The sequence below is a fragment of the Stenotrophomonas sp. 86156_Sma genome, from assembly GCF_056481625.1.
The window spans coordinates 3,572,837-3,596,789 of record NZ_CM151157.1; the positions used below are offsets into that span (position 1 = coordinate 3,572,837).

General features: G+C 65.9%; 18 protein-coding genes. 10 read left to right on the forward strand and 8 right to left on the reverse strand.

The window, feature by feature from the left end:
* Positions 1–132 precede the first annotated feature (132 nt).
* The 5 genes from ACZK33_RS16640 (at position 133) to ACZK33_RS16660 (ending at position 9,876) form a co-directional block, all read left to right on the forward strand.
* On the forward strand, positions 133–2,985 hold the full coding sequence (locus ACZK33_RS16640; protein WP_121504576.1) for a TonB-dependent receptor plug domain-containing protein: 2,853 nt from the start codon (positions 133–135) through the stop codon (positions 2,983–2,985).
* Positions 2,986–3,175: 190 nt separating this feature from the next.
* Entirely contained in the window at positions 3,176–5,278 is a 2,103-nt protein-coding gene (locus ACZK33_RS16645; RefSeq protein ID WP_049398732.1) for a M13 family metallopeptidase, read from the forward strand.
* Positions 5,279–5,586: 308 nt separating this feature from the next.
* Positions 5,587–7,593 (forward strand): M13 family metallopeptidase, encoded by a 2,007-nt coding sequence (locus ACZK33_RS16650; RefSeq protein ID WP_125893991.1) that lies wholly within the window; start codon positions 5,587–5,589, stop codon positions 7,591–7,593.
* Between the two features lie 127 nt (positions 7,594–7,720).
* Positions 7,721–8,215: a VOC family protein gene (locus tag ACZK33_RS16655; RefSeq protein WP_032128230.1), complete on the forward strand. Its 495-nt coding sequence runs from the start codon at positions 7,721–7,723 to the stop codon at positions 8,213–8,215.
* Between the two features lie 77 nt (positions 8,216–8,292).
* On the forward strand, positions 8,293–9,876 hold the full coding sequence (locus ACZK33_RS16660) for a phytoene desaturase family protein (protein ID WP_336684131.1): 1,584 nt from the start codon (positions 8,293–8,295) through the stop codon (positions 9,874–9,876).
* A gap of 281 nt (positions 9,877–10,157) precedes the next feature.
* Here the strand turns inward: ACZK33_RS16660 and ACZK33_RS16665 are convergent, their stop codons facing one another.
* The 3 genes from ACZK33_RS16665 to ACZK33_RS16675 all read right to left on the reverse strand — a co-directional run bounded on the left by ACZK33_RS16665 (position 10,158) and on the right by ACZK33_RS16675 (position 12,181).
* Positions 10,158–10,832 (reverse strand): rhomboid family intramembrane serine protease, encoded by a 675-nt coding sequence (locus ACZK33_RS16665; protein WP_005410509.1) that lies wholly within the window; start codon positions 10,830–10,832, stop codon positions 10,158–10,160.
* Positions 10,833–10,925: 93 nt separating this feature from the next.
* Positions 10,926–11,354, reverse strand: a complete 429-nt coding sequence (locus ACZK33_RS16670) for an MGMT family protein (protein WP_423173770.1) — start codon at positions 11,352–11,354, stop codon at positions 10,926–10,928.
* On the reverse strand, positions 11,261–12,181 hold the full coding sequence (locus ACZK33_RS16675; RefSeq protein ID WP_423173769.1) for a DMT family transporter: 921 nt from the start codon (positions 12,179–12,181) through the stop codon (positions 11,261–11,263). Before ACZK33_RS16675 ends, ACZK33_RS16670 begins: the two co-directional genes overlap by 94 nt.
* Positions 12,182–12,594: 413 nt before the next feature.
* On the opposite strand from ACZK33_RS16675, the gene ACZK33_RS16680 reads away from it, so the two are divergent.
* Positions 12,595–13,500, forward strand: a complete 906-nt coding sequence (locus tag ACZK33_RS16680) for an IS110 family transposase (protein WP_478453614.1) — start codon at positions 12,595–12,597, stop codon at positions 13,498–13,500.
* A 72-nt stretch (positions 13,501–13,572) separates the two neighbouring features.
* Here ACZK33_RS16680 and gorA read toward each other — a convergent pair whose 3' ends face one another.
* The 4 genes from gorA to ACZK33_RS16700 form a co-directional block, all read right to left on the reverse strand.
* Entirely contained in the window at positions 13,573–14,931 is a 1,359-nt protein-coding gene (gene gorA, locus ACZK33_RS16685; protein ID WP_423173767.1) for a glutathione-disulfide reductase, read from the reverse strand.
* The gene (locus ACZK33_RS16690; protein ID WP_329894401.1) at positions 14,928–16,178 is read right to left on the reverse strand and encodes an NAD(P)/FAD-dependent oxidoreductase; all 1,251 of its coding nucleotides are present in this window, start codon (positions 16,176–16,178) and stop codon (positions 14,928–14,930) included. The genes gorA and ACZK33_RS16690 overlap by 4 nt, the downstream gene beginning before the upstream one ends.
* A gap of 3 nt (positions 16,179–16,181) precedes the next feature.
* Positions 16,182–17,426, reverse strand: a complete 1,245-nt coding sequence (locus ACZK33_RS16695; protein ID WP_423173766.1) for a DUF418 domain-containing protein — start codon at positions 17,424–17,426, stop codon at positions 16,182–16,184.
* 99 nt (positions 17,427–17,525) lie between these two features.
* Complete coding sequence (locus ACZK33_RS16700) at positions 17,526–18,008, reverse strand: FKBP-type peptidyl-prolyl cis-trans isomerase (protein ID WP_049398704.1); 483 nt, start codon at positions 18,006–18,008, stop codon at positions 17,526–17,528.
* A gap of 73 nt (positions 18,009–18,081) precedes the next feature.
* Between ACZK33_RS16700 and ACZK33_RS16705 the strand changes: the two genes are divergently transcribed.
* Both ACZK33_RS16705 and ACZK33_RS16710 read left to right on the forward strand, forming a co-directional pair.
* Positions 18,082–18,660: a C40 family peptidase gene (locus tag ACZK33_RS16705; RefSeq protein ID WP_423173765.1), complete on the forward strand. Its 579-nt coding sequence runs from the start codon at positions 18,082–18,084 to the stop codon at positions 18,658–18,660.
* 131 nt (positions 18,661–18,791) lie between these two features.
* Entirely contained in the window at positions 18,792–19,565 is a 774-nt protein-coding gene (locus ACZK33_RS16710; protein WP_005414115.1) for a C40 family peptidase, read from the forward strand.
* 296 nt (positions 19,566–19,861) lie between these two features.
* On the opposite strand, the gene ACZK33_RS16715 is transcribed toward ACZK33_RS16710, so the two are convergent.
* A complete protein-coding gene (locus tag ACZK33_RS16715) occupies positions 19,862–21,196 on the reverse strand; it encodes a dicarboxylate/amino acid:cation symporter (RefSeq protein ID WP_046988032.1) in 1,335 nt (444 codons plus the stop codon).
* 154 nt (positions 21,197–21,350) lie between these two features.
* Between ACZK33_RS16715 and ACZK33_RS16720 the strand changes: the two genes are divergently transcribed.
* Positions 21,351–23,057, forward strand: a complete 1,707-nt coding sequence (locus ACZK33_RS16720) for an alkaline phosphatase (RefSeq protein ID WP_032128997.1) — start codon at positions 21,351–21,353, stop codon at positions 23,055–23,057.
* Positions 23,054–23,599, forward strand: a complete 546-nt coding sequence (locus ACZK33_RS16725; RefSeq protein ID WP_423173764.1) for a WG repeat-containing protein — start codon at positions 23,054–23,056, stop codon at positions 23,597–23,599. The genes ACZK33_RS16720 and ACZK33_RS16725 overlap by 4 nt, the downstream gene beginning before the upstream one ends.
* Positions 23,600–23,953: the final 354 nt, after the last annotated feature.

Below are 23,953 nucleotides of genomic sequence, written 5' to 3' on the forward strand. Positions count from 1 at the left end.
TTTTCATGCCCCAAATACTGAATTTCCCTATAACAACAGCAAGTTAAGAGATTTTAATATTCATGTTGCATTTACTTTACACGACTCATACACTCCATTAACCGAAGCATAACAAGTGGGGATCAAACCGAAATGCGCAACGCCAACCGCCAATCTAAGCCAAGCCGCGTCCCGTTGACTCTTGCTGTGCTGGCCTGCCTGCAGGTCGCACCGGCTCTGGCCCAGGAATCCACCCAGCAGGAAGCAAAGGCGTCAAGCAGCTCAAGCACTTCCACCCGCGCAACCGATCTTGACAAGGTCACAGTCACCGGCTCCCTGATCCGCCGTGCGGACTACGAGACCACTTCGCCGGTGTTCACCATCAACGCCGAAACCAACGCGAAGCAGGGCCAGGTCAACGTGGCCGAGTTCCTGCAGAAGTCGGCCATCGGTTCGGCCGAAACCCAGATCACCCACCAGTTCGGCGGCTTCGTCGTGGACGGCGGCACCGGCGTACAGACCGTGTCGCTTCGCGGCCTGGGCGCCAACCGCACCCTGGTGCTGCTCGATGGCCAGCGCCCCGGCCCGGCCGGTACCCGTGGCGCCGTCGGCGCCTTCGACCTGAACGTCATTCCCACCGCCATCCTGCAGCGTGCCGAGATCGTGAAGGACGGTTCGTCCTCGATCTATGGTTCCGACGCCGTGGCCGGTGTGGTCAACCTGATCACCAAGAAGAACATCGAGCGCCCGGAGCTGACCGTTACCGGCCGCGTCCCGACCGAAGGCGGCGGTGAAGTGTTCTCGGCGTCGCTGGCCAATGGCTGGAACTTCGAGAAGGGCAGCATCATCGCTGCCGTCGAGTGGTATCAGCACAACGAGCTGACCCGTGGCGACCGCGACTTCCTCAACTGCAGCAACGACCTGGTCAAGGACGCCGACGGCAACCGCATCGACCGCGAAGATCGTTCGCTCAATGCCGGTACGCCGCTGGCCAACTGCGTCAACATGCTGCACAACGTGGTCGACATCGGCAGCACCCGCTATGTGCCGTCGGGTGATGGCACCACTGTCGGCCCGCTGCCGGGCTACCGCCCGCGCAAGACCCAGAGCTACGCGCGCGGCCAGGCCTTCTTCGATGAGCCGGTGAACTTCGCGCGCTGGGGCCAGGGCCACATCATCAACAAGCAGGAGCGGAAGACCGCCTACGTGGCCACCGACTTCGGCTTCGATTCGGTCAACTGGAAGACCCAGTTCCTGTTCAACCGTCGCGAAACCGAGACGTTCTCCTGGCGCCAGTTCTTCCCGTATGCCTACATCCCGGGTACCGAGATCGTCGCCAACCCGGTGATGCTGTTCAAGTCCCAGCAGGATGTCACCGTCGATTACTTCTACGCCGCCACCAAGCTTGACGGCCTGTTCAAGGGCACCGACACCTGGGCGTGGGAAGTCAACGCGAACTTCAGCCACTCCAGTGGCAAGTACGGCAATCTGGCCATCCAGGCCTCCAAGAGCGGCGACCTGGACTACACCGACGCGCCGCCGGCGGTGAACTACTTCGACCCGGACTACCTGAGCGGCCGCAAGGTCGACGAGCTGGTCGACAAGCTCGGTGCGTGGGACTGGGGCAAGACCACTTACAAGCAGGCTACCATCAACGCCATCGTCAGCGGCGACCTGTTCGAGATGCCGGCCGGTGCGGTCGGTTTTGCGGGCGGCCTGGAATACCGCTATTACTCGCTCAACGACCAGCCGAGCGAACTGTCCCGCACTGGCGACATCTGGGGCTCGTCCTCGGCTGATGTGACCAAGGGCAACGACAAGGTCAAGGAAGCCTTCGTCGAGTTCGACGTGCCACTGCTGAAGGGCCTGCCGGCGGTGGAATCGCTGAGCCTGAACGCCTCGGGTCGCGTGTTCAAGTACGACAACGTTGCCGATTCGGACAATGTCTGGAAGGTCGGCCTGAACTGGCAGGTCATTCCGTCGCTGCGTCTGCGCGGTTCGATCGGCACCTCCTACCGCGCGCCGGGCCTGTACGAGCTGTACCTTGGCAACGAGACTGGTTTCTTCCAGCAGGCGAACGATCCGTGCGTACGCTGGGGTGAAAGCTCCAATACCAATTACCAGGCCAACTGTGCGGCCGCAGGTATCCCGGCCGACTATGCCGGCGGCGGCAGCAGCGGCACGGTGTACCGCCAGGGCGGTGGTAATTCGCTGATTCCGGAAACTTCGCGTGCGAAGACCGCCGGTATCGTGTTCACCCCGACCTTCGCCAACCTGAGCGTGGCCATCGATTACTTCGACTACGAAGTGAGCAATGAAATCGCGCAGCTGGGCAGCACCAACGTCATGCGTGGCTGCTACGGCGGCACGGTGTACCCGAACAGCTACTGCGATCTGCTGACCCGCAATCCGGCCAGTGCTACCCAGCCGTATGCGGTGACCCAGATCCAGAACAAGTTCATCAACATCAACAAGCAGCGCACCCGTGGCTACGACCTGACCGCAAACTTCGACCACGATTTCTCGTTCGGCAAGTTCTCGGCCGAGACCCAGGTCACCTACACGATCGAAGACACCCAGGAAGTGTTCTCCAGCGCAGCTGCGAGCGGCCTGGAATCCTCGGAGCTGCTGGGTGACATCGGCCGTCCGAAGGTGGTGGGCAACCTGGCGCTGAGCCTGACCCGCGGTGACTGGTCGTACAACTGGCTGACCACCTACATCCACAAGACCGAAGACATCGATCTGAGCCCGGTGTTCACCTACCAGGGTCGTCCGAACTCCTATCGTGACATCGTGGCCGACTCGCGCATCTACCACACCGCTTCGGTCAGCTACGCGCAGGCCGATTGGGAAATCCTGGTGGGCGTCAGCAACATCTTCAACAAGACCCCGCCGTTGGTTTCCATCGGTGTCGCCGATTCCCGCTACGGCAACGTACCGGCCTTCGCCACCCAGTACGACTACTACGGCCGCACCCCGTTCGTGCGTCTGAAGTACAAGTTCTGATCCACGCCTTATCGCAGTACCCCGACAGACCCGGCTTTTGCCGGGTCTGTCTTTTCCGGCCCACGAAGCGGCCCCCTTGCGCCCGGCCATGACCTTCGACACCCTTGCAGGGCAAGCCGGCGGCGTATTGTTCGGCCCACGGCCGTCCCCGCGGCCCTTCCCTGACTCACTCGGCCTGGAGGCCATCAAAGTGACCCGTACTCCCAAGATCGTGCTGCTGACCCTGGCCGTTTCGGCCGCGCTGGTCGGCTGCGGCAAGAACGAAACCCCGGCCAAGGATGCCACCGCCTCCACGCCGGCCGCGGCCGAAGCCACCAACTACACGCTGGACGAGAGCAAGCTGCCGGCCTACAACGCCTTCCAGCCCAGCGATCTGGATGCCAGCAAGGACGCCTGTGGCGCCTTCGGCGACTACGTCAACAGCAAGTGGCTGGCCGCCAATGAAATTCCGGGCGACCGCACCAGCTGGGGCGCGTTCACCATCCTCGACGAGCGTTCGGTGGCCGTACAGCACCAGTTGGCTGAACAGGTCGCGCAGGTCAAGAACCCGAACCATATCGAGAAGATCGTCGGCGACCTGTGGGCCACCGGCATGGACGAAGCCAAGATCAATGCCCAGGGCATCGAGCCGCTGAAGGCCGACCTGACCGCGATCGACGGCCTGCAGGACAAGGCTGCCATCGCCGACTACCTGCGCAGCAGCGCGGCCAAGGGTGACAACGTCCTGTTCGGCTTCGGCGCTGAAGCCGACTTCAAGAACTCGGCCGTGAACCTGGCCTACGCCAGCCAGGGCGGCCTGGGCCTGCCGGACAGCACCTACTACACCGATGCCAAGAACGCCGACAAGCTGAAGGCCTACCAGGCGCACGTCGCCAAGGTGCTGGAGCTGTCCGGCGTCGCCGCTGCCGACGCTGCCAAGCAGGCCGAGGACGTGGTCAAGTTCGAGACCCGCCTGGCCAAGGCCTCCAAGTCGCGCGTGGAGCTGTCGCGCAACGTCGAGCTGTACTACAACCCGGTCACCCTGGCCGACGCTGACAAGCTGACCCCGAACTTCAGCTGGACCGAGTTCTTCAAGTCGCAGGGCGTAGCCGCGCCGGAGAAGTTCTCGCTGGCCATGCCGGCCTTCCATGAGGAAGTGAGCAAGGCGCTGGGCGATACCGATCCGTCGGTGTGGCGCGCCTACCTGCGCTTCCACACCGTGGACAGCGCCTCGCCGTACCTGGCCGATGCCTTCGTGCAGGAGAACTACGAGTTCTACGGCAAGACCCTCAATGGCCAGAAGGAACAGAAGCCGCGCTGGAAGCGCGTGCTGGGCACCATCGAGAACGACGCCGGTGAAGCCTTCGGCCAGCTGTACGTGAAGGTTGCCTTCTCGCCGGAAGCCAAGGCGAAGATGGAAGAGCTGGTGAAGAACCTGGCCGCCTCGCTGAAGGAACGCATCCAGGGCCTGAGCTGGATGAGCGATGAAACCAAGGCCAAGGCCATCGCCAAGTGGGAAACCTTCACTCCGAAGATCGGTTACCCGGACAAGTGGCGTGACTGGGCGGGCCTGCAGACCCAGCGCGACAGCTACCTGGGCAATGTGCGCGCGGCCAGTGAGTTCAATTACAAGTTCAACCTGTCCAAGATCGGCAAGCCGGTGGACAAGACCGAGTGGGGCATGACCCCGCAGACGGTCAACGCCTACTACAACCCGCTGCAGAACGAGATCGTGTTCCCGGCCGCCATCCTGCAGCCGCCGTTCTTCGATCCGAAGGCCGACGACGCACTGAACTATGGCGGCATCGGTGCGGTGATCGGCCACGAAATGACCCACGGTTACGACGACCAGGGTGCACGCTTCGGGCCGACCGGCAACATGGAAGACTGGTGGACTGCCGCTGACAAGAAGAACTTCGAAGGCTTGACCGGCAAGCTGGTCAAGCAGTTCGACCAGTACAAGGTCGACGGCCAGGCCGTGAACGGTCACCTGACCCTGGGCGAGAACATCGCCGACCTGGGCGGCCTGGCTACCGCCTACGACGCCCTGCAGAAGGCCTCCGCCGGCAAGGAAGATGCAAAGGTCGATGGCTTCACCCGCGACCAGCGCTTCTTCTTCAACTGGGCCACCGTGTGGCGCACCAAGTACACCCCGGAAAACGCCAAGGTCCGCCTGGCCACTGACCCGCACGCGCCGGCGCAGTTCCGCGCCATGGGTGCGCCGTCGAACCTGCCGACCTTTGCCGCGGCCTTCCAGTGCAAGGCCGGTTCGCCGATGGCCCGCGCCGGCGAGCAGCAGGTGGTGATCTGGTAAGCCCTGGCTGATGCCAAGGTAGACCTGCAGAGGCCCGGGAATTCCCGGGCCTTTGTTTTTTGCCGCGCCCGTCATCCACGCATGGCGTGGATCTGCTGCGCCTTTGCAGGCCCACGCCGTTGGTAGATGCCGACCTTGGTCGGCGCACGGCACGGCGGAGCCACCGTGATGCGTGCATGCGATGTCGATGCCACACACCCGGTAGCGCCGGGCCATGCCCGGCGGATGCGCCGTGATGCGTGCATGCCGCGCCCATGCGCGGCTTGCTATAGTGCGCGCGCCCTCAATCCATCACGGATTCGTTCCACATGCCCAATTTCCGTCCGCTTGCCATCGCCCTGGGCATCAGCCTGGCGACTCTGGTCCCGACCCACGATGCCTTCGCCGCCAAGAAAAAGGCCGCGCGTGCCCCGGCTGTCAGTGCCCAGTGCAGCGACTTCTACGACGCCACCAATGCCGGCTGGCTGAAGGCCAACCCGGTGCCGCAGACCGGCGCCACCACCGCGCTGGGCCAGCTGGTCGACCGCAGCCGCCAGCAGCAGCGTGAACTGCTCGACGCAGCGATGAAGGCGCCGCAGGGCAACGTGCAGAAGCTGCTGGGTGACTTCTGGGCCAGTGGCCTGGACGAAGCGGCCGTGGAAGCAGACGGCTCCAACCCGATCGCCCCGCTGCTGACCCGCATCAACGCCATCAAGAAGGCCAAGGATGTGCCGGCCTCGATCGCCGCACTGCACCAGGTCGGCATCCCGGTGGCATTCAACTTCGGCCCCGACGTCGATCTGAAAGCACTGGACCGTCACATCGGCTACTTCATGCAGGGCGGCATGGGCCTGCCGGATCCGGCGTTCTATACCCGTACCGACGCCGACACCGTGGCGCTGATGGGGCGCTACCGCAACTACGTCAAGCAGATCCTGGCGCTGACCGGCACCCCGGCGGCCAAGCTGGATGCCGAGTCGCAGGCGGTGATCGCGCTGGAAACCGAGCTGGCACGCAATGCGCAGTCGCTGGCCGGCATCAACAACCCGTTCAACAACTACGCGCCGATCTCCACCAAGGAGCTCAACAGCCGCTACCGCAACCTGCAGCTGGATGCCTTCCTGAAGGCACAGGGCGTGGATGACGACCTGGTCTCGCTGGCCGACCCGGGCCTGTTCAAGCAGCTCGACGGCATGGTCACCAAGCTCAAGCCGGACCAGTGGAAGGCCTACCTGCGCTGGCGCGTGGGCGACTCGATGGCGCCGTACCTGTCCAAGGCCTACCGCGACGCCGAGTTCGAATTCCGCGGCCGCGTGCTGCGTGGCGAAACCCTGCCGCCGCAGCGCTGGGAAGACGTGCTGGAGGCGATCAACGTGGCCGCTGGCCCGATGGTCGGTCGCGAATACGCTGCCCGTTACCTGTCCGCCGAAGATCGTCGCCAGGCGGCGTGGATCGTCGACAAGGTGCGCGAAGTGCAGATCGAGGCGGTCAAGAACAACAGCTGGATGAGCACCGAAGCCAAGGCCGAAGCGCAGGCCAAGCTGGCTGCGCTGAAGATCGAGATTGGCACCCCGCTGCGCGACCTCGACTACAGCGTGCAGCCGATGGGCCGCGGTTCGTTCGGTGGCAACATGCTGATTGCTTCGACCTGGCGCCATCGCGAGGAAATGAAGCGCATCGGCAAGGGCAATGCCGACCGTCGCTGGGACGTGCTGCCGCAGCAGCCGTCGCTGGCCTACGATCTGGCCCAGAACCGCCTGATCGTCACCGCCGCGATCCTGCAGGGCCCGGTGTTCAACGCCAAGGCCGACGCTGCCGACAAGTTCGGCAGCTTCGGTGGCCTGGTCGGCCATGAGCTGACCCGCGCGATCGATGCCAAGGGTGCGCTGGTCGACGCCAAGGGCGAGCTGCGCAGCTGGTGGACCCCGGCCGACAAGACCGCCTGGACCCTGCTCGGTAACCGCGTGGCCGCGCAGTACAGCGCCTACGACTTCCCGGGCGTGAAGGGTGCCAAGGTCAACGGCACGCTCACCCAGGAAGAGAACCTGGCCGACATCGCCGGTCTGGAACTGGCCTGGGCGGCGTATGTCGCGCAGGAGCCGAAGGCCAAGCAGGCCCAGCAGCAGGGCTTCTTCCGCGCCTGGTCTGCGCTGTGGGCGCAGCAGCTGGCGCCGAACGAGGCCGTACGTCGCCTGACCGCCGACATCCGTGCACCGGGCCTGTGGCGCAGCAACGGCACGCTGGCCAACCTGCCGGCCTTCGGCGCCACCTTCAGCTGCAAGGCCGGCCAGCCGATGCAGCGCAGTGAAGCCGAGCAGATCAAGGTCTGGCGCTGATCCAGCTGCCACACGGGTAACGCAGAGGGCGCCTTCGGGCGCCCTCCTTTTTTTGCAGGTGCAGCACGATCCCGGATTAACACCGCGCATGCTATCGCTGCGGCTTCGCCCAACGTGGAGCCCCGACATGGCACACAAGAACACGATCTGTGTCTGGTATGACAACGGCGCGCTCGAGGCCGCCACCTTCTACGCCAGTATCCTGCCCGACAGCGCGGTGACCGCCGTGCATCACGCCCCCGGTGACTATCCGGACGGCAAGGAAGGCAACGTACTGACCGTTGAATTCACGGTCTGCGGCATCCCCTGCGTCGGCCTCAACGGCGGCACCGCGTTCAAGCACAGCGAAGCGTTTTCCTTCCAGATCCAGACCGAGGACCAGGCCGAGACCGACCGCCTGTGGAATGCGATCGTCGGCAACGGTGGCCAGGAGAGCCAATGCGGCTGGTGCAAGGACCGCTGGGGCATCTCCTGGCAGATCAGCCCGCGCATGCTCATCGAAGCGGTGACCAGCCAGGACAAGGCACTGGCCAAGCGCGCATTCAACGCGATGATGCCGATGAAGAAGATCGACATCGCCACCATCGAAGCAGCGATCAAAAAAGGGGACGGAGGGGATTAAGTCGTTTTTTCCCCATTGCCGGTGACCCCATGCGAATTGCGACTTAATCCCCTCCGTCCCCTTTTTCCGAGGTGCAGATGACCTGGGATGCGATCATCGTTGGCGGTGGCCACAACGGCCTGGTCTGCGCGGCCTATCTGGCACGTGCCGGAAAGAAGGTGCTGGTGCTGGAACGTCGCGGCGTTCTTGGCGGCGCTGCAGTCACCGAGGAATTCCATCCCGGCTTCCGCAATTCAGTCGCCTCGTACACGGTCTCGCTGCTGCAGCCGAAGGTGATCGACGACCTGCAGCTGCATGCGCATGGGCTGCGCATCGTCGCGCGCCCGGCCAACAACTTCCTGCCATTGCCCGACGACCGCTATCTGTTGTCGGCACCTGGCCGCACTCAGGCCGAAGTGGCGAAGTTCTCCGAGCGGGATGCGCAGCGCTTGCCCGCGTACGAGGCACGCCTGGAAATCTTCGCCGACGTACTGCGCGCATGGGCCCTGCGCGCGCCGCCCGACCTGGGTGTAGCAGGCGGTTGGCGTGCGCTGCCCGCACTATGGCAGATGGGGAAACTCGGCCGCGAACTGGCGGCGCTGGATGCGCCACTGCGGCAGGAACTGCTGGACCTTTTCACGCTGTCGGCGGCGGAGTACCTGGACCGTTGGTTCGAGAGCGAGCCGATCAAGGCGCTGTTCGGCTTTGATGGCATCGTCGGCAACTACGCAAGCCCGTATACAGCGGGCAGTGCCTACGTGCTGCTGCACCACGTATTCGGCCAGTGCAATGGCGTAAAGGGTGCGTGGGGCCACGCGATCGGCGGCATGGGCGCGATCAGCCAGGCCATCGCCAGCGCGGCGCGCGAGGCCGGGGCCGAACTTCGCGTGGATGCCGGTGTGCAACAGGTACTGACCGAACAAGGCCGCGTCGTGGGGGTGGAACTGGTCAACGGCGAAACCCTGCGCGCACGCGCGGTGGTGGCCAACGTCAATCCGAAGCTGCTGTACGAACAGTTGCTGGAGCCGACGCAGGTACCCGCTGCCACACGCGAACGCATGACGAACTGGCGCTGCGGTTCCGGCACCTTCCGCATGAACGTGGCGCTGTCGCGGTTGCCGGACTTCCGTGCCCTGCCCGGCCCCGGCGATCACCTCAGCGCCGGCATCATCATGGCCCCCAGCCTGGACTACATGGACCGCGCCTGGCTGGATGCGCGCCGCGAAGGCTGGTCGCGCGAACCGATCGTAGAGATGCTGATTCCGAGCACGCTGGATGATTCACTGGCGCCGCGCGGGCAGCATGTGGCCAGCCTGTTCTGCCAGCACGTGGCGCCGGTACTGCCCGACGGGCGCCACTGGGATGATCACCGTGAGACTGTGGCGGACCTGATGATTGCCACCGTCGAACGGTATGCGCCCGGCTTTGCCGGCAGCGTGCTCGGTCGGCAGGTGCTGTCGCCGCTGGATCTGGAACGCACCTTCGGCCTGGTCGGCGGCGACATTTTCCACGGTGCGCTCAGTGCCAACCAGTTGTTCTCGGCACGGCCGATGGTCGGCCAGGCCGGCTATCGCGGCGCCCTGCCCGGCTTGTACCTGTGCGGCTCGGGCACCCATCCCGGCGGTGGTGTCACCGGTGCGCCCGGGCACAATGCCGCGCAGGTGGTGTTGCAGGATCTGTAGAGCCTCGCCATCGTGGAGGCGCGTGTACCCCGTCGCCTGCATCAACTGCTGTTGGTAGGTGCCAACCTTGGTTGGCGCGAGGCAGCAAAGCGTGCCGACCAACGGTCGGCACCTACAGCATCAAATGATCCCGTTCAAAGCGCGCCAACCAAGGTTGGCACCTACCCGCGTGGGACAAGGCGTGCCGACCAACGGTCGGCACCTACAGCGTCAAATGATCCCATTCAAAGCGTGCCAACCAAGGTTGGCACCTACCCGCGTGAAGCGAGGCGCATCGCGCCTCACTTCACGCTGCGCAGATGGTTCGGGCGCTTCGGCGGGCCAGGCGGGCGGCGTTTGTTGAACGGCGGCTGCCCGCGCCAGTAGCGGATCAGCAACCAGCCGAACAGCATGCCGCCGAGGTGCGCGAAGTGGGCCACGCCCGGCTGCCAACCGGTCATGCCCAGCACCAGTTCGCCCACACCGAACAGGATCACGAAGGTACGCGCCTTCATCGGGATCGGCGGGAACAGCAGCATCACCCGCTGGTTGGGGAACAGCATGCCGTAGGCCAGCAGCAGGCCGAACACGCCACCGGAAGCACCCAGCACCGTGGCCGGGTTTTCCAGCAGCGTCCCCACCAGCAGCTGGCAGACACCGGCACCGGCCACGCACACCAGGTAATACAGCAGGAAGCGCTTCTCGCCCCAGGTCTGCTCCAGCGGCGCGCCGAACATGAAGACCGCCAGCATGTTGAAGAACAGATGGCCGAAGCTGCCATGCAGGAAGCCGTAGGTCAGCAGCTGCCAGGGCTGGAAGTTGCCGCCCGGCGAGAATGCGTCGAAGCCCTGCTGAAGGGGTTGCAGCATGAACGGCTCGAAGGTCTGCATGCCGAGCAGGAACGGCTGCTGCAGCAGGAACAGGATCGCATTGGCGATCAGCAGGGCCTTGGTGACGGTAGGCAGTCGCGGGAACATGGGAGCACCGGCATGGAACGGCCTCCATCATAGCCGCAGCACCGTGTCTTGTTGGCGACCGGCAGGCGCGGCCTGTTCAGTCGCCAGCGGTGCTCAGCCCGGCCCCCACACAGCGGCATCCAGTGCCGCCGCCGGATCAGCCGCCGGCATCCGCACCCGGCCGTTCTCCACCCGCACGCCCTCGGCGCGCAACCGCTGTGACTGCTCGCGCCAACCAGCCGAACCTTCCTCCATGGCAATGCGCCCATCCGAGCGCAACACGCGGTGCCAAGGCAGGTCCGGGTCGTCGTTCTGGCCCAAGATGCGCGCGGTCAGGCGCGCACGCCCGGGCAGGCCCGCGCGCAGCGCCACCTGCCCATAGCCCATCACCTGCCCCGCCGGGATCGCGCGGATCACCGCCAGGATGCGCGCGCGCGCCTGCTCAGGCGTCAGCGCCGCAGGCGGGTTACCAGCAGAACGCCGATCAGCACCAGCACGGTGCCGGCGATCTGCGCCGGCCCCATCGGTTCGTCGAGCAGCCATAGGCTCATCACGATGGTGGAAACAGGGCCCAGCATACCGACCTGCGCGGCCAGCGACGAACCCACGCGCTGCACCGCCAGCATGATCGCCAGCACTGGCAGCACCGTGCACACGGTGGCATTGACCAGCGACAACCACTGCACCGGCGCCGGTGCCTGCCACAACAACGGCAGCGGATGGGTCACCGCGAAATGCAGCAGCACCAGCACGCTGGCCACGCAGCTGGCGTAAGCGGTCAGCCGCACCGCTCCGATACGCGCGACCACCTGCCCGCTGCCGAACAGGTACAGCGCATAGCTGAGCGCACTGCCCAGCACCAGCAGGCTGCCAACGATGATCTGCCCACCCTCGCGCTGCAGGTCATGGCCGAACGCCAGCAGCACGCCCAGATAACTCAGCACCAGCGCGCCGATCTGCCATCGTCCCGGCTGCTGGCGCGCCAGCAGCACGTTGATCAGCAGCACCAGGGTCGGGTTCAAGTACAGGATCAATCGTTCCAGGGTCACGCTGATGTACTGCAGGCCCTGGAAGTCGAGCAGGCTGGACAGGTAGTAGCCGGTGAAACCCAGCCACAGCACGCGGGCACGGTCGGCCCAGGACAGTGGTTCGGCCCGACGCGCGGCCCACAGCGCCATCAAAACGAACAGCGGCAGCGCCATCAGCATGCGCAGGGCAAGCAGCGTGGTGGCATCCACGCCGTGACGCAGGCCGAGCTTGACGATGATCGCCTTGCCGGAAGCAGCGATGGCGCCGATCGCTGCCAGGCCGATACCCCCCAGCGCAATGCGTGGGGAGGCGGTGGCGATACGGGAAGCGGGATTGGACATCAGGACGACGGCGGGCCGCTCGGAGCGGCCCGGGAAAGCGTGGGGGCGCCCATTGTCGCACGGGGGCGTCCGGTGCCCGCCTTGTAGAGTCGAGCCATGCTCGACTGTCTTTCCACCGCAGTCGAGCATGGCTTGTATGTTCCTCCCGGCTCCTACGAGGTATGTAGGAGCCAGGGTGGAGGGACCGTCAAGCATGCATCTGCGGATACTAGCCGACAGACGAGTCGAGCGATCCCCATCCCGCACACGAACGTCGATAAAGGATCGTACGGCCCCCAAAGGGATCGTCGATGTAGGCAAGCTAACGTCGGTGCGGTACCACCCCAGCCCCTTAAAGATAGCTGGGAGCCGTACAAATGTCTGATTCTCTCGATATTGGCGTGGACGTGGACTCCAAGGAGTTCGTACCGGCAGTGGCCGACCGCAAGGCCGGCGACAGGATCGCCAACACCCGGGCCGGCATAGCCCAGTGGCTCAACACCTTGCCCCAGCGATGCCGGATTGGCATGGAGGCGACGGGGCGGTACTACGAGTTGTTGGCTCGGATGGCTGGCCAGGCAGGCCACGTTGTCTATGTGATCAATCCACGTCTGATCAAGCACTACGGCCGGGCGACGGGCTCGCGTGGCAAGACGGACGCCATGGACGCCGAAGCGATCGCCCGGTACGTGAAGAAGGAGAACGATCGCCTGCGTGAATACGTACCGCGTACCGACGAGCAGCAGCAGATGCACGATTTGCTGCGCAAGCGGCAGACGCTGGTAAAGACACGCGCGCGCCTGGAGCAATCCTTCGGGGTAAGCAAAAGTGCCCCCGGGGAGCTGTCAGATCTGTTCTGCGCTCTGGCTGGGACGCTGTCCGAGCTGGAAAGCGAACTGCAGCGCCTGGGTCGCGATGGAGAGCATGGCACGCTCTACAAGCGCCTGTTGACCGTCCCTGGTGTCGGCCCTGCCGTCGCCGCTCACCTGATCTACTACATGACGCGCTGGCCGTTGGCCAACGCCAACGCGTGGATCGCCTGCACCGGCCTGGATCCCCGGCCTAACGAGTCTGGCGGCAGAACGGGACGGCGTCGGCTGTCCAAACAGGGCGCGCCAGTGCTGCGCCAGATGCTCTACATGGCCGCCATGGGGCTCAAGCGGTGTCGTCGGGGGCAACCGCTCTACGACGAGCTGTCAAAACGCGGTCACCCCAGCACCGCCGTCTTCAACATCCTGGCCAGAAAGCTGGCCAGGATCGCCTGGGGTGTCTTCAAAAGCGGCCGGGACTTCGATCCGGCCATGCTGAAGGTGGGTCAAGCCTGCTTCCAGCAGGCTTGACCACGAACATAGGATCTCGACTCTACAAAGAGCGACGGCCGAGCATGGGCTCGGCTCTGCAGCAACCGCAGGTCAGCGCATCAGCACCACTTCCTCAGCCGAGGTCGGGTGGATCGCCACGGTGTCATCGAACTGGGCCTTGGTCGCGCCCATCTTCACCGCCACCGCGAAACCCTGCAGGATCTCGTCGGCCGCTTCGCCCAGCAGGTGGATACCTACCACGCGTTCTTCCGGGCCGGCGCAGACCATCTTGAACAGGCTGCGCTGTGTACCGTTGGCCAGCGCCTGCAGCATCGGTCGGAAACGGCTGTGGTAAACGCTCACCTGGTCGAAACGTGCACGTGCTTCTACTTCGCTCATGCCCACCGCGCCCAGCGGCGGGTGCGAGAACACCACGCTGGCCACGTTCTCGTAATCCATCTTCGACTGCGGGCGACCACCGAACAGGCGATCCATCAACCGTCGCGAAGCAGCCACCGCCACCGGGGTCAGGCCGACCTTGCCGGCGATGTCACCCACCGCGTGCACGCTCGGCACGCTGGTGGTCTGCCATTCGTCCACCTGCACCTGCTGGTGTTCGCCAATGCCGATGCCGAGCGCTTCCAGGCCCAGATCACGACTGTTGCCGCGGCGGCCGGTGGCGAAGAACACCGCGTCGAACACGCTGTCGAGCGGGCCGTCATGGCCGAACGCACGTACGCGTTCGCCATCGCGCTGCAGTTCGCGCAGGCGATAGCCGAAATGGATGCGCACGCCCTGCTGCTTCAGGTTCTCGGCCAGCTGATCAGTCAGCTCGTAATCGAAGCGATCCAGCAGCCGTTGGCCACGCACCAGCAGGCTCACCTTGCTGCCCAGTGCCTGCAGCAGGCCGGCCAGCTCCACCGCGATGTAGCCACCGCCGATGATCGCCACCTCGGCCGGCGCCGCACGCAGGTCGAAGAAATCATCGGAGACCAGGCCCAGTTCCGCGCCGGGGATATCTGGACGCAGCGGGTGCGCGCCGGTGGCGATCAGGATGTGCTCGGCGCTGTAACGCACGCCATCACTGCAGGCCACGGTATGCGCATCGAGCAGATGGCCGCGCGCCGGAATGCGCACCACGCCGGTCTCATCCAGGCGTTTGTGGTAGCTGGTGTGGATGTTGCTGATGTAGGCCTGGCGATGGATCACCAGTTCCTTCCACGACAGCGCCGGGCGCGCCTGAACATCGAAGCCCATCGCACTGGCCAGGCCGATGCGCTCATGCAGGTCGGCCGCCAGCCACATCGCCTTCTTCGGCACGCAGCCGACATTGACGCAGGTCCCGCCCAGCTCACCGGGCTCCAGCATTGCCACGCGCTTGCCATGCTGCGCGGCACGGATCGCACCAGCCAGGCCGGCGGAGCCGCCGCCAAGGACGATCAGGTCGTAATCATAGGGTGCAGTGCTCATCGGAATCGCTCGGGTCGGTAAGGGGCAGGATCGATCGCTGGCGTGCGGCCGCAGACGAGATCGGCGATCAGCTGGCCGGTGCCGGCGCTCATGCTGATGCCGAGCATGCCATGCCCCGCTGCAAGCCAGACGTGAGGATGCGCAGGCGCGCGGCCGATCAACGGCACGTCGTCCACGCTCATGGGGCGCCACCCGCACCACTGCTCCTGCAGCTGCGCACCGCGCGGCGCGCGCAGGTAGCGGTCGGCGGCCTGCTGCAGGGCCTGCAGGCGGCGCGTGCGCAGCTGCGGGTCGGCACCGGCGAATTCCATGGTGCCGCCCAGGCGCAACGCATCGCGCCAGGCAATCACGAACACGGAATGGTCCTTCAGTACGACTGGACGCTGCGGCACCTGCTCCGGTCGTGACCAGGTCAGCGAATAGCCCTTGCCGGGCTGAATCGGCACGCGCAGGTCCAGTTGCCGTGCCCAGTCGCGCGACCACGGGCCAGTGGCCAGTACCAGCTCACGCGCCCGCACGGTCTGCAGGCCGGCCTGCACGCGTACGCCCTGCGCATCGTCACTGAATCCCTGCACGTCCACCTGTTCGTCGATCACCACGCCCTGCGCGCGCAGCACGCGCGCCAGTTCAGCGGTATAGCGGTCCGGACGCAGCTGCGCATCGCCGGGAAAGTGGATCGCACCGGCGAGGCGATCATGGAACGCCGGATTGTCGCGCGCATAGTCGGCGCCGTCGATGCGCGCCGTGGCGATGCCCTGCGCGTTCAGTGCCTCACACTCAGCGGCGTGGTGATCGAAATTGCGGGCATCGCCAAACACGTAGTCCAGACCGCGGGTATCGAATTCGCAGTCCAGCGCATGCACCTGCACCCACTGTGCCAGGCGCAGCCGGGAATCATTCAGCAGCGCAGCGCGGGCGCGCGTGGCCTGCAGCCAGTCGCGGGCATTGCAGCGTGCGCTGAACTGCAGCAGCCAGCGCCACAATGCAGGGTCCAGTCGCGTACGCACGTACAACGGCGCACGCGGATCGAGCATCCAGCGCAGCGCGCGCAACGGTACGCCAGGCGCTGGCAGCGGCGGCGCGTGGCTGGGGGTGATGGTGCCGCAGTTGCCATGCGAGGTCGCGCCGCCGACACGCCCACGGTCTATCACGCGTACCTGCCGGCCCTGTGCGCGCAGCGCGAGCGCGACGGCCAGTCCAATGGCACCGGCGCCGACCACGATCACATCCTCGCGCGCGCCCTGCATCGATCAGCCCTGCCCGGCCCCGCGCCGCATCGGCGGCCACTGCCGGTAGGTCATCGCACGCCACAGCCATTCCATCGGCCCGAAACGGAAGCGGCGCAACCACGCGTGCGAAATGCCCACCTGCACAGCGAACAGCAGTAGTGCGAACAGCAGCTGCACGCTGCGCGGCATCACCTCGAACCATCCCAGTCCGTAGTGATAGAAAAGCAGCGTGCAGACCAGCGACTGCGCCAGGTAATGGGTCAGCGCCATGCGCCCCACCGGCGCCAGCCAGGCCAGCCGCGTGCGCCAATGCACGATCCACGCCAGATAGCCCAGGCACATCGGCAGGCCGCCTATGGTCACCAGGCCCATCGCCGCCGTCACCGGAAGGTTGTAGGCGCCCGGTGCCAGGTAGGGTTTCCAGGCAACCCCCAGCAGCGTGACCAGCAGGCCCAGCGGCAGTGCGATCCAGCGCAGCGACGCGTACAGGCGCGGGAAGCGCTCCGGCGTCGCCAGCGCGCCACTGCCGGCGAACCAGCTGCCGATCAGGAACATGCCCAGCACTTCCGGGCCGGTGATCAGCAGCGCCCCCATGGACGTACCGAACTCACTCAGGCGCTGCACATTGGCCTGCGCCCAGCTGCCCTGCCCGTACACCTGCCGCTGCAGCTCAATGCTCCGCTGCGCCTCAGCAAGCATGCCCTGCACATCTTCGGCCGAAGCCATCGACACCATCGCGCCGACCAGCAGCATCATCGCCACACCGCCGAGGTAGACCATCAGCCCCATCCACGGCAGCCAGCTGCGTGGCGCCTCGCGGCAGGCCAGCAGCGGCAACGAGATCAGTGCATACATCACCAGAATGTCGCCGGACCAGACCAGCAGTGCATGGCACAGACCGATCAGCAGCAAGCCAGCGCTGCGGCGCAGGTAGAACGGGGTGAAGTCGCGCCCGGCGGCCTCAGCGCGCTGCACCATCACCGCGAAGCCGGCACCGAACAGCAACGAGAACAGGGTGAAGAACTTGCCCTGCACGAACACGTAGACAAAGGCATCGGCCCAGTAGTCGATGCCCTGCCAATGCACGTCGATGCCGGTGAACGCCAGGTCCAGCGGCCCGCTGAAGGCCTCGATGTTCATCAGCAGGATGCCCAGCAGCGCAGCACCGCGCAGCACGTCAAGCACGGCGATGCGTTCGCCGGAAGCCACCGGCTGCAGGGAAGGAGAAGCGGCGTTCACAGGGCGTCCGTCGGGCAGGTCCGCCATTATGCCGCCGGCCTGCGCACCATGGATGGCCGCGCCGTGTTCCACAAACGCAACGGCCCGCCGAAGCGGGCCGTTGCTGCCATCACGATCGCGCTGCGATCAGTGCTGGTGACCGCCGTCGCCGTGGACGTGGCCGTGGTCGATTTCTTCCTTGCCGGCTTCGCGCACATCGACGATTTCCACGTCGAAGTGCAGGTCCTTGCCGGCCATCGGATGGTTCAGGTCGACGTCGACGACGCTCATGCCGACCTTCTGCACGGTCACCGCACGCGGGCCGAAGTTGGTCTGCAGCACGACCTGCTGGCCCGGAGCCAGCTTGGTGTTGCCGAAGTGCTTCTTCGGCACGCGCTGGGACAGGCCCTCACGACGCTCGCCGTAGGCATCGGCAGCGTTGACGTCGACGCTGAAGGTCGCGCCGGCTTCCTTGTCCATCATGGCGTTTTCCAGGCCCGGGATGATGTTCCCGTGGCCGATCAGGATCGCCAGCGGCTCGCCGCGGTCCTTGGACGATTCGATCGGCTCCTGGCCGACTTCGGAAACGGTGTAGTGGAAGCGGACAACGCGGTCTTTTTCGATCTTCATGCGCAACTCTGTCTGGATCTGCCGGAGGCAAGCGGGTTGGGGCGGGTTGTCGCCCGGCGGGGACGCCGCCATCATGACGGCCAATCCTAAGGTGGCGCATTATCCGGAGATCATGCACATCACGCCAGTTTCGTCCGGCCTGCGCCGGCTCCTCGCCCCGGCCCTGCTGCTGGCCCTGCCCGTGCTGATGACCGCCTGCGGCGGCGGCATGGCCACCCGACCCGCGCCGCCCCCGCCGACCGCGAACTGGCCGAAGACCGTGCCGGACAATCCCGAGGCGGCCAACTCGGTGCTGATGCGCGCCATCAGCCTGGTCGGCACCCCCTATCGCTATGGCGGCAATACCCCCGACTCCGGCTTCGACTGCAGCGGCCTGGTGGCCTACGTCTACCGCGAGATGCTGGACCTGAAACTGCCGCGCACCTCGCGCGACCTGGCGGCGGTACAGGGCCCGAAGATCGACCCGCAGCGCCTGGCCACCGGCGACCTGGTGTTCTTCGGCAGCCGCGGCAGCGTCACCCATGTCGGCATTTATGTGGGTGAAGGGCGCTTCGTGCACGCGCCGAGCACCGGTGGCACGGTCCGGCTGGACTCGCTCAGCGGTCCGTACTGGAAGGACCACTACACCGGGGCGAAACGTGTCCTTCGCTAAAATGAACAGGCGATATGTTCAAAATTGTGACGCACATCACCGTGAAACTAACGATTTACTAACGGAATTTTTAACTTATTGCCGCTTTTACAGGGCATGATGCCCCATCGTTTTTTTCCTGTGACCGACGCGTGACGACTGACGACCTGAAAAGCGAAGGCCAGACTTCCGTATCTTCACGTAGTGCCCGCCCGCTGTTGCTTGGCCTGGCACTGTGTCTGACCAGCCTTCCGGCCTGGTCGCAGACTGCTCCGAACCGTTCCGATGTGACCCCGGCCCCGGTGGCCGAGAGCACCGCCCGACCGGCCGCCAAGGCCGAGGCTGCCGCTCCGCAGCGCAGCCGCGTCGATGCCGCCGCCAGCGCCACGCTGGCCGCCCTGCTGCCGCACCTGGCTGCCAACGACACCATTCCGCTGATGGACCGCTCGGCCGTGGTGGCCGGTGATCTCAGCCGCCTGCTCGCCAACTACGACACCAGCAGCGCCGCCAATGGCAGCGTTGTCGGCACCGCCGCCGACAACGGCAAGGTGCAATCGCTGCTGCGCCGCGCGATGACCCTGCTGGGCACCCCGTATCGTTGGGGTGGCAGCAACCCGGACAGCGGTTTCGACTGCAGCGGCCTGGTCGGTTACGTGTTCCGCTCGGCCCTGGGTATCGAGCTGCCGCGCGTCTCCCGCGAAATGGCGCACGATGACAACGCCGAACTGATCAACGACCGCACCGCACTGGCTGCCGGTGACCTGGTGTTCTTCGGCCGCAAGGGCCGCGTCGACCACGTCGGCATCTATGTTGGCGATGGCCGCTTCCTGCACGCACCGAGCTCCGGCAAGGACGTCCGCGTGGACACCCTGCTCAGCGGCTACTGGGGCAACAAGTTCATGCAGGCCCGCCGGGTCGATCTCTGACCCGCTGGCGCCACCGCGCCGCCTGACACGAGAAAGCCGCTGCCCTGCAGCGGCTTTTTTGTTTGCGCCCCCACTGGGTGCCGACCTTGGCCGGCACTGCGCCACCTGCCCCGGTGGGTGCCGACCTTGGCCGGCACTGCGCCACCTGCCCCGGTGGGTGCCGGCCGTTGGTCGGCACTGCGGCCATCCACGCATGGCGTGGATCTACCGGGGACCTACCCTGATCGGCACCGCGCCAGTCAGCTCCAAAACAAAAAGCCCGCCGTTCAGGGCGGGCCTTTCATCTCCACGCAACCTCAGCCGCGTGGCGGTGTCGGGTCGGGATCATCCACACCCACATTGCTGGACGGGTTGTCATACACCGCCTGGTCAAGCAGTCCGGTTTCCTTGGCCACGATCACCGGCACCAGCATCTGGCCCGTCACATTCGTCATCGTGCGCATCATGTCCAGGATGCGGTCGATGGCATACAGGTAGCCGATGGTCTCCAGCGGCAGGTTGGCTGCGCTCAGCACCACCGTGGCCATGATCACCGCGGTACCCGGCACGCCGGCCGTACCGAAGCTGCCCAGCACCGAGGCGATCAGCACCACCACGTACTGCTCCGGGGTCAGCGGCACACCGCTGTACTGCGCGATGAACACCGCGCACAGCGCCGGGTAGATCGCGCCGCAGCCATCCATCTTGATGCTGGCACCCAGCGGCACCGCGAACGAACCGTAGTCCTTGTTCACGCCCAGGTTGTGGGTGATCGAGCGCAGCGCCACCGGCATCGCTGCGAAGCTGGACGAGCTGACGAAGGCGACCTGCATGCCCGGCGCCGCGCCACGGAAGAACTTCAGCGGGTTCAGGCCGTGCGCCAGCAGCAGTGCGCTGTAGACCACCACGATGTGCAGTGCGCAGGCCACGTACAGCGCCAGCACGAAGTGGCCCAGCGGCAGCAGCTTCTCGAAACCGTAGCTGCCGACCAGGCCGGCAATCAGGCCGAAGGTGCCGATCGGGGTGACTTCCAGCACGAAGCGGGTCACCTGGATCATGATGTCGCTCATCTGCCCGACCAGCTTGCGCGCCTCGGTCACCTTCTCGCCCAGCTTGACGATGGCAAAGCCCACCAGGCCAGCGAAGAAGATCACTGGCAGGATCGAGCCGCGACCGGCAGCCAGCACGGTTTCACCGGCCGCATTGACCTTGGTGCCGATGCCGGACAGCGCGTAGAAGACATTGGCCGGCACCACGTCCAGCAGCACCTGCACCACGCTGGGCACTTCGCGCGGCACGTAGTTGCTGGCCATCGACAGCTGCAGGCCACCGGCGCCGGGCTGCAGCACGGTGCCCACGCCCAGGCCGACGCACACCGCCAACGCGGCGGTGATCACGAACCACAGGAAGGTGCGGCCACTGAGCGCGGCGACCGACTTCTGGCCGTGCAGCGACGAGATTGCGTTGATGACCGCGAAGAACACCAGCGGCACGGCGATCATCTTGATCAGGGTGACGTACAGCTCGCCGAGCGGGCCGAACCACGTTTCCGCGGCCGGGCCGAGCGCCCAGCCGGCCAGCGCGCCGAGCACGAAGCCACCGACCACGCGCTGCCAGAATGGAATCCGCAGCCAGGCAGAGACCAGCTTCATAGGCAATCCAGAGGGGAAGGAAGGGATGCTGGCACGATAGCCCAAGGCGGCCCGCGGAACGACCGCCCGGCCGGCAAATCAGTGTGTCATCGGCGTGCCTTGCGAGGGCGGGCATAATGAACGTCCCGTTACAGTTTGTGAGATCCCAGCGTCCATGCGCCGTTCCGTCTCCCTGTTGGCCGCCTGCGCCACCACCCTGCTGCTGGGCGCCTGCGCCAGCACCACCCCCGCGTCCGCCCCGGCCGGCCTGAAGGTCGCCGTCGACCCCGTTGCCCATCCGGCCGGCGAGACCCCGCAGTGGTGGTACCGCAGCGGCGCCGCCCAGGCCGCCGCCAACGGCGCGATGTCCGGCAAGGCCAAGAACGTCATCCTGTTCCTCGGCGACGGCATGAGCCTGACCACGGTGGCCGCCTCGCGCATCTACGAAGGCCAGCAGAAGGGCGGCTCGGGTGAAGAGAACCTGCTGTCCTGGGAGCGCTTCCCGGCCACGGCGTTCAGCAAGACCTACAACACCGATTCGCAAACCCCGGATTCGGCCGGCACCATGACCGCCATCACCACCGGCGTGAAGACCCACATGGGCGCGATCGGCGTCAGCGCCGGCAGCCGCACCGACTGCGCCGACAGCCTGTCCAAGGGCCTGCTGACCTGGCTGCAGCTGGCCGACAGCGCCGGCCTGGCCACCGGTGTGGTGTCCACCGCACGCCTGACCCATGCCACTCCGGCCGCCACCTACGCGCACTCGCCCGAGCGCAACTGGGAAAACGACACCGACCTGACCGAAGCCGCAAAGGCCGCCGGCTGCAAGGACATCGCCCAGCAGCTGTTGTCCACCTCGCGCTATGGCCGTGGCCCGCTGGTCGCCCTCGGCGGTGGTCGTGGTGAGTTCACCACCGTGGAAGAGCGCGATCCCGAGTACGACGACAAGGTCGGCCAGCGCCTGGACGGCCGCAGCCTGGTGCAGGAATGGCAGCAGGCGCATCCTCAGGGTGCCTACGTGTGGAACAGCAAGCAGCTGGCCGCCGCCGCGAATGCGCCGGCCATCCTTGGCCTGTTCGAGCCGGACCACATGCGCTACGAGTACGAGCGCCCGCAGGATCCGGGCGGTGAGCCGAGCCTGGCCGAACTGACTGCCGCCGCGATCAAGAATCTGGCCAAGCACCAGGAAGGCTACGTACTGATGATCGAAGGCGCGCGCATCGACCACGCCAACCACAGCGGCAACGCCTACCGTGCGCTGACCGAGACCGTGGCCCTGTCCGACGCGGTGCGCGTGGCCAACGAACTGACCTCGGCCGACGATACCCTGATCATCGTCACCGCCGACCACTCGCACACCCTGAACTTCGTCGGCTACCCGGCGCGCGGCAACCCGATCCTGGGCAAGGTGAAGGACAAGGGCGGCGAAGACGGCGCCGGCAAGCTGGACTACGCGCTGGACGGCACCGGCCAGCCGTACACCACGCTGAGCTACGCCAATGGCCCGGGCCATACCGGCAGCAGCAACCAGCAGCCGGCCGGTCCGAAGCGTTACCCGCACAACCCGAGCAGCTTCGAACCGGCCAACGGCCGCCCGAACCTGCGCGAGGTCGACACCGAGCATCCGGACTACATGCAGGAAGCACTGGTGCCGATGAAGTCCGAGTCGCACGGCGGCGAAGACGTCGGTATCTGGGCACGCGGCCCGGGCAGCAAGGCGATCCGCGGCACGCTGGAACAGAACGCGATCTACCACATGATCGTGCAGGCCACCCCGGCCCTGCGCGAGCGCCTGTGCCAGGCCGGCACCTGCGACGACAAGGGCGTGCCGGTACAGCTGCCGGCGCCGACCGCATTCGAGCGCAAGGCCGAGGCCAAGTGATCGTGAGGCAGGCCCACCCTGCCCCTGCCAGCGGCCGCTTCGCGCGGTCGCTGGTCCTGCTTGGCGTGCTGGCCAGTGCCAATGCAGCGGCACAGGCACCGGCGTGCAAGCTGCTGACCGACGAACACGGGTTGTGGCCGCTGCCCAACTGCGAGGTGGTCGATCACCGGCCGAAGATCAGCGCCGACACGCTGAAGGACCTGAACTACGACGACCACGGCCTGGCCGTGGTGTACGCCGACCAGGGCTTCCACTACGTCAACCGCAAGGGCCGCAGCCTGCCGGTACTGACTTGGGACAACGGTCCGGAAACACCGCAGGAAGGCCTGCTGCGCGCCCGCGTCGGCAACCGCGTGGCCTACTTCGATCTGAAGTTCCGCCAGGCGGTGCCCGGCACCTTCGATTTCGGTTGGCCATTCCAGGATGGCGTGGCCGAAGTCTGCAATGGCTGCCGGCGCGGCACGCCGGATGCCGATGGCCACACGCCGATGGAAGGCGGAGAGCGGTTCCGGATCAACCGCTCGGGCCGTCGGGTGAAGTAGGTTTTTCGGCAGGGCCGCGCCCTGCACCTGCAGACGCAACGGCCGAAGCAACAGCGTGCATTCCGTGGAATGGCGGGGCACTGTGGGTTTGCGGGGACGGCGCAAGTACGTCCATGTAGCCTTGATCGCCGCATCCATGCGGCTCACACCCCGCAAACCCACAGTGCCCCGCCTCTGACAGATCTCCGCGGCTGTTGGTAGGTGTCGACCTTGGTCGACACATCTGTCAGATATCGAATGAGTCATCCACGCATGGCGTGGATCTACTGTGTCGACCAAGGTCGACACCTACCAAAGCGGTGCACGACGCCGTTCTGGCAGATCGCGGCATTCTGTCGAAGGCGGGGTGGGTCC

Bases quoted from the DNA above. Each gene is read 5' to 3' on its own strand.
- ACZK33_RS16650 (WP_125893991.1), top strand. From the start codon at position 5,587: ATGCCCAATTTCCGTCCGCTTGCCATCGCCCTGGGCATCAGCCTGGCG.
- ACZK33_RS16700 (WP_049398704.1), bottom strand. From the start codon at position 18,008: ATGAAGATCGAAAAAGACCGCGTTGTCCGCTTCCACTACACCGTTTCC.
- ACZK33_RS16675 (WP_423173769.1), bottom strand. From the start codon at position 12,181: ATGTCCAATCCCGCTTCCCGTATCGCCACCGCCTCCCCACGCATTGCG.
- gorA (WP_423173767.1), bottom strand. From the start codon at position 14,931: ATGAGCACTGCACCCTATGATTACGACCTGATCGTCCTTGGCGGCGGC.
- ACZK33_RS16665 (WP_005410509.1), bottom strand. From the start codon at position 10,832: ATGTTCCCGCGACTGCCTACCGTCACCAAGGCCCTGCTGATCGCCAAT.
- ACZK33_RS16715 (WP_046988032.1), bottom strand. From the start codon at position 21,196: ATGAAGCTGGTCTCTGCCTGGCTGCGGATTCCATTCTGGCAGCGCGTG.
- ACZK33_RS16695 (WP_423173766.1), bottom strand. From the start codon at position 17,426: ATGGCGGACCTGCCCGACGGACGCCCTGTGAACGCCGCTTCTCCTTCC.
- ACZK33_RS16690 (WP_329894401.1), bottom strand. From the start codon at position 16,178: ATGCAGGGCGCGCGCGAGGATGTGATCGTGGTCGGCGCCGGTGCCATT.
- ACZK33_RS16705 (WP_423173765.1), top strand. From the start codon at position 18,082: ATGACGGCCAATCCTAAGGTGGCGCATTATCCGGAGATCATGCACATC.
- ACZK33_RS16720 (WP_032128997.1), top strand. From the start codon at position 21,351: ATGCGCCGTTCCGTCTCCCTGTTGGCCGCCTGCGCCACCACCCTGCTG.
- ACZK33_RS16660 (WP_336684131.1), top strand. From the start codon at position 8,293: ATGACCTGGGATGCGATCATCGTTGGCGGTGGCCACAACGGCCTGGTC.
- ACZK33_RS16640 (WP_121504576.1), top strand. From the start codon at position 133: ATGCGCAACGCCAACCGCCAATCTAAGCCAAGCCGCGTCCCGTTGACT.
- ACZK33_RS16670 (WP_423173770.1), bottom strand. From the start codon at position 11,354: ATGGCTGCTCGACGAACCGATGGGGCCGGCGCAGATCGCCGGCACCGT.
- ACZK33_RS16655 (WP_032128230.1), top strand. From the start codon at position 7,721: ATGGCACACAAGAACACGATCTGTGTCTGGTATGACAACGGCGCGCTC.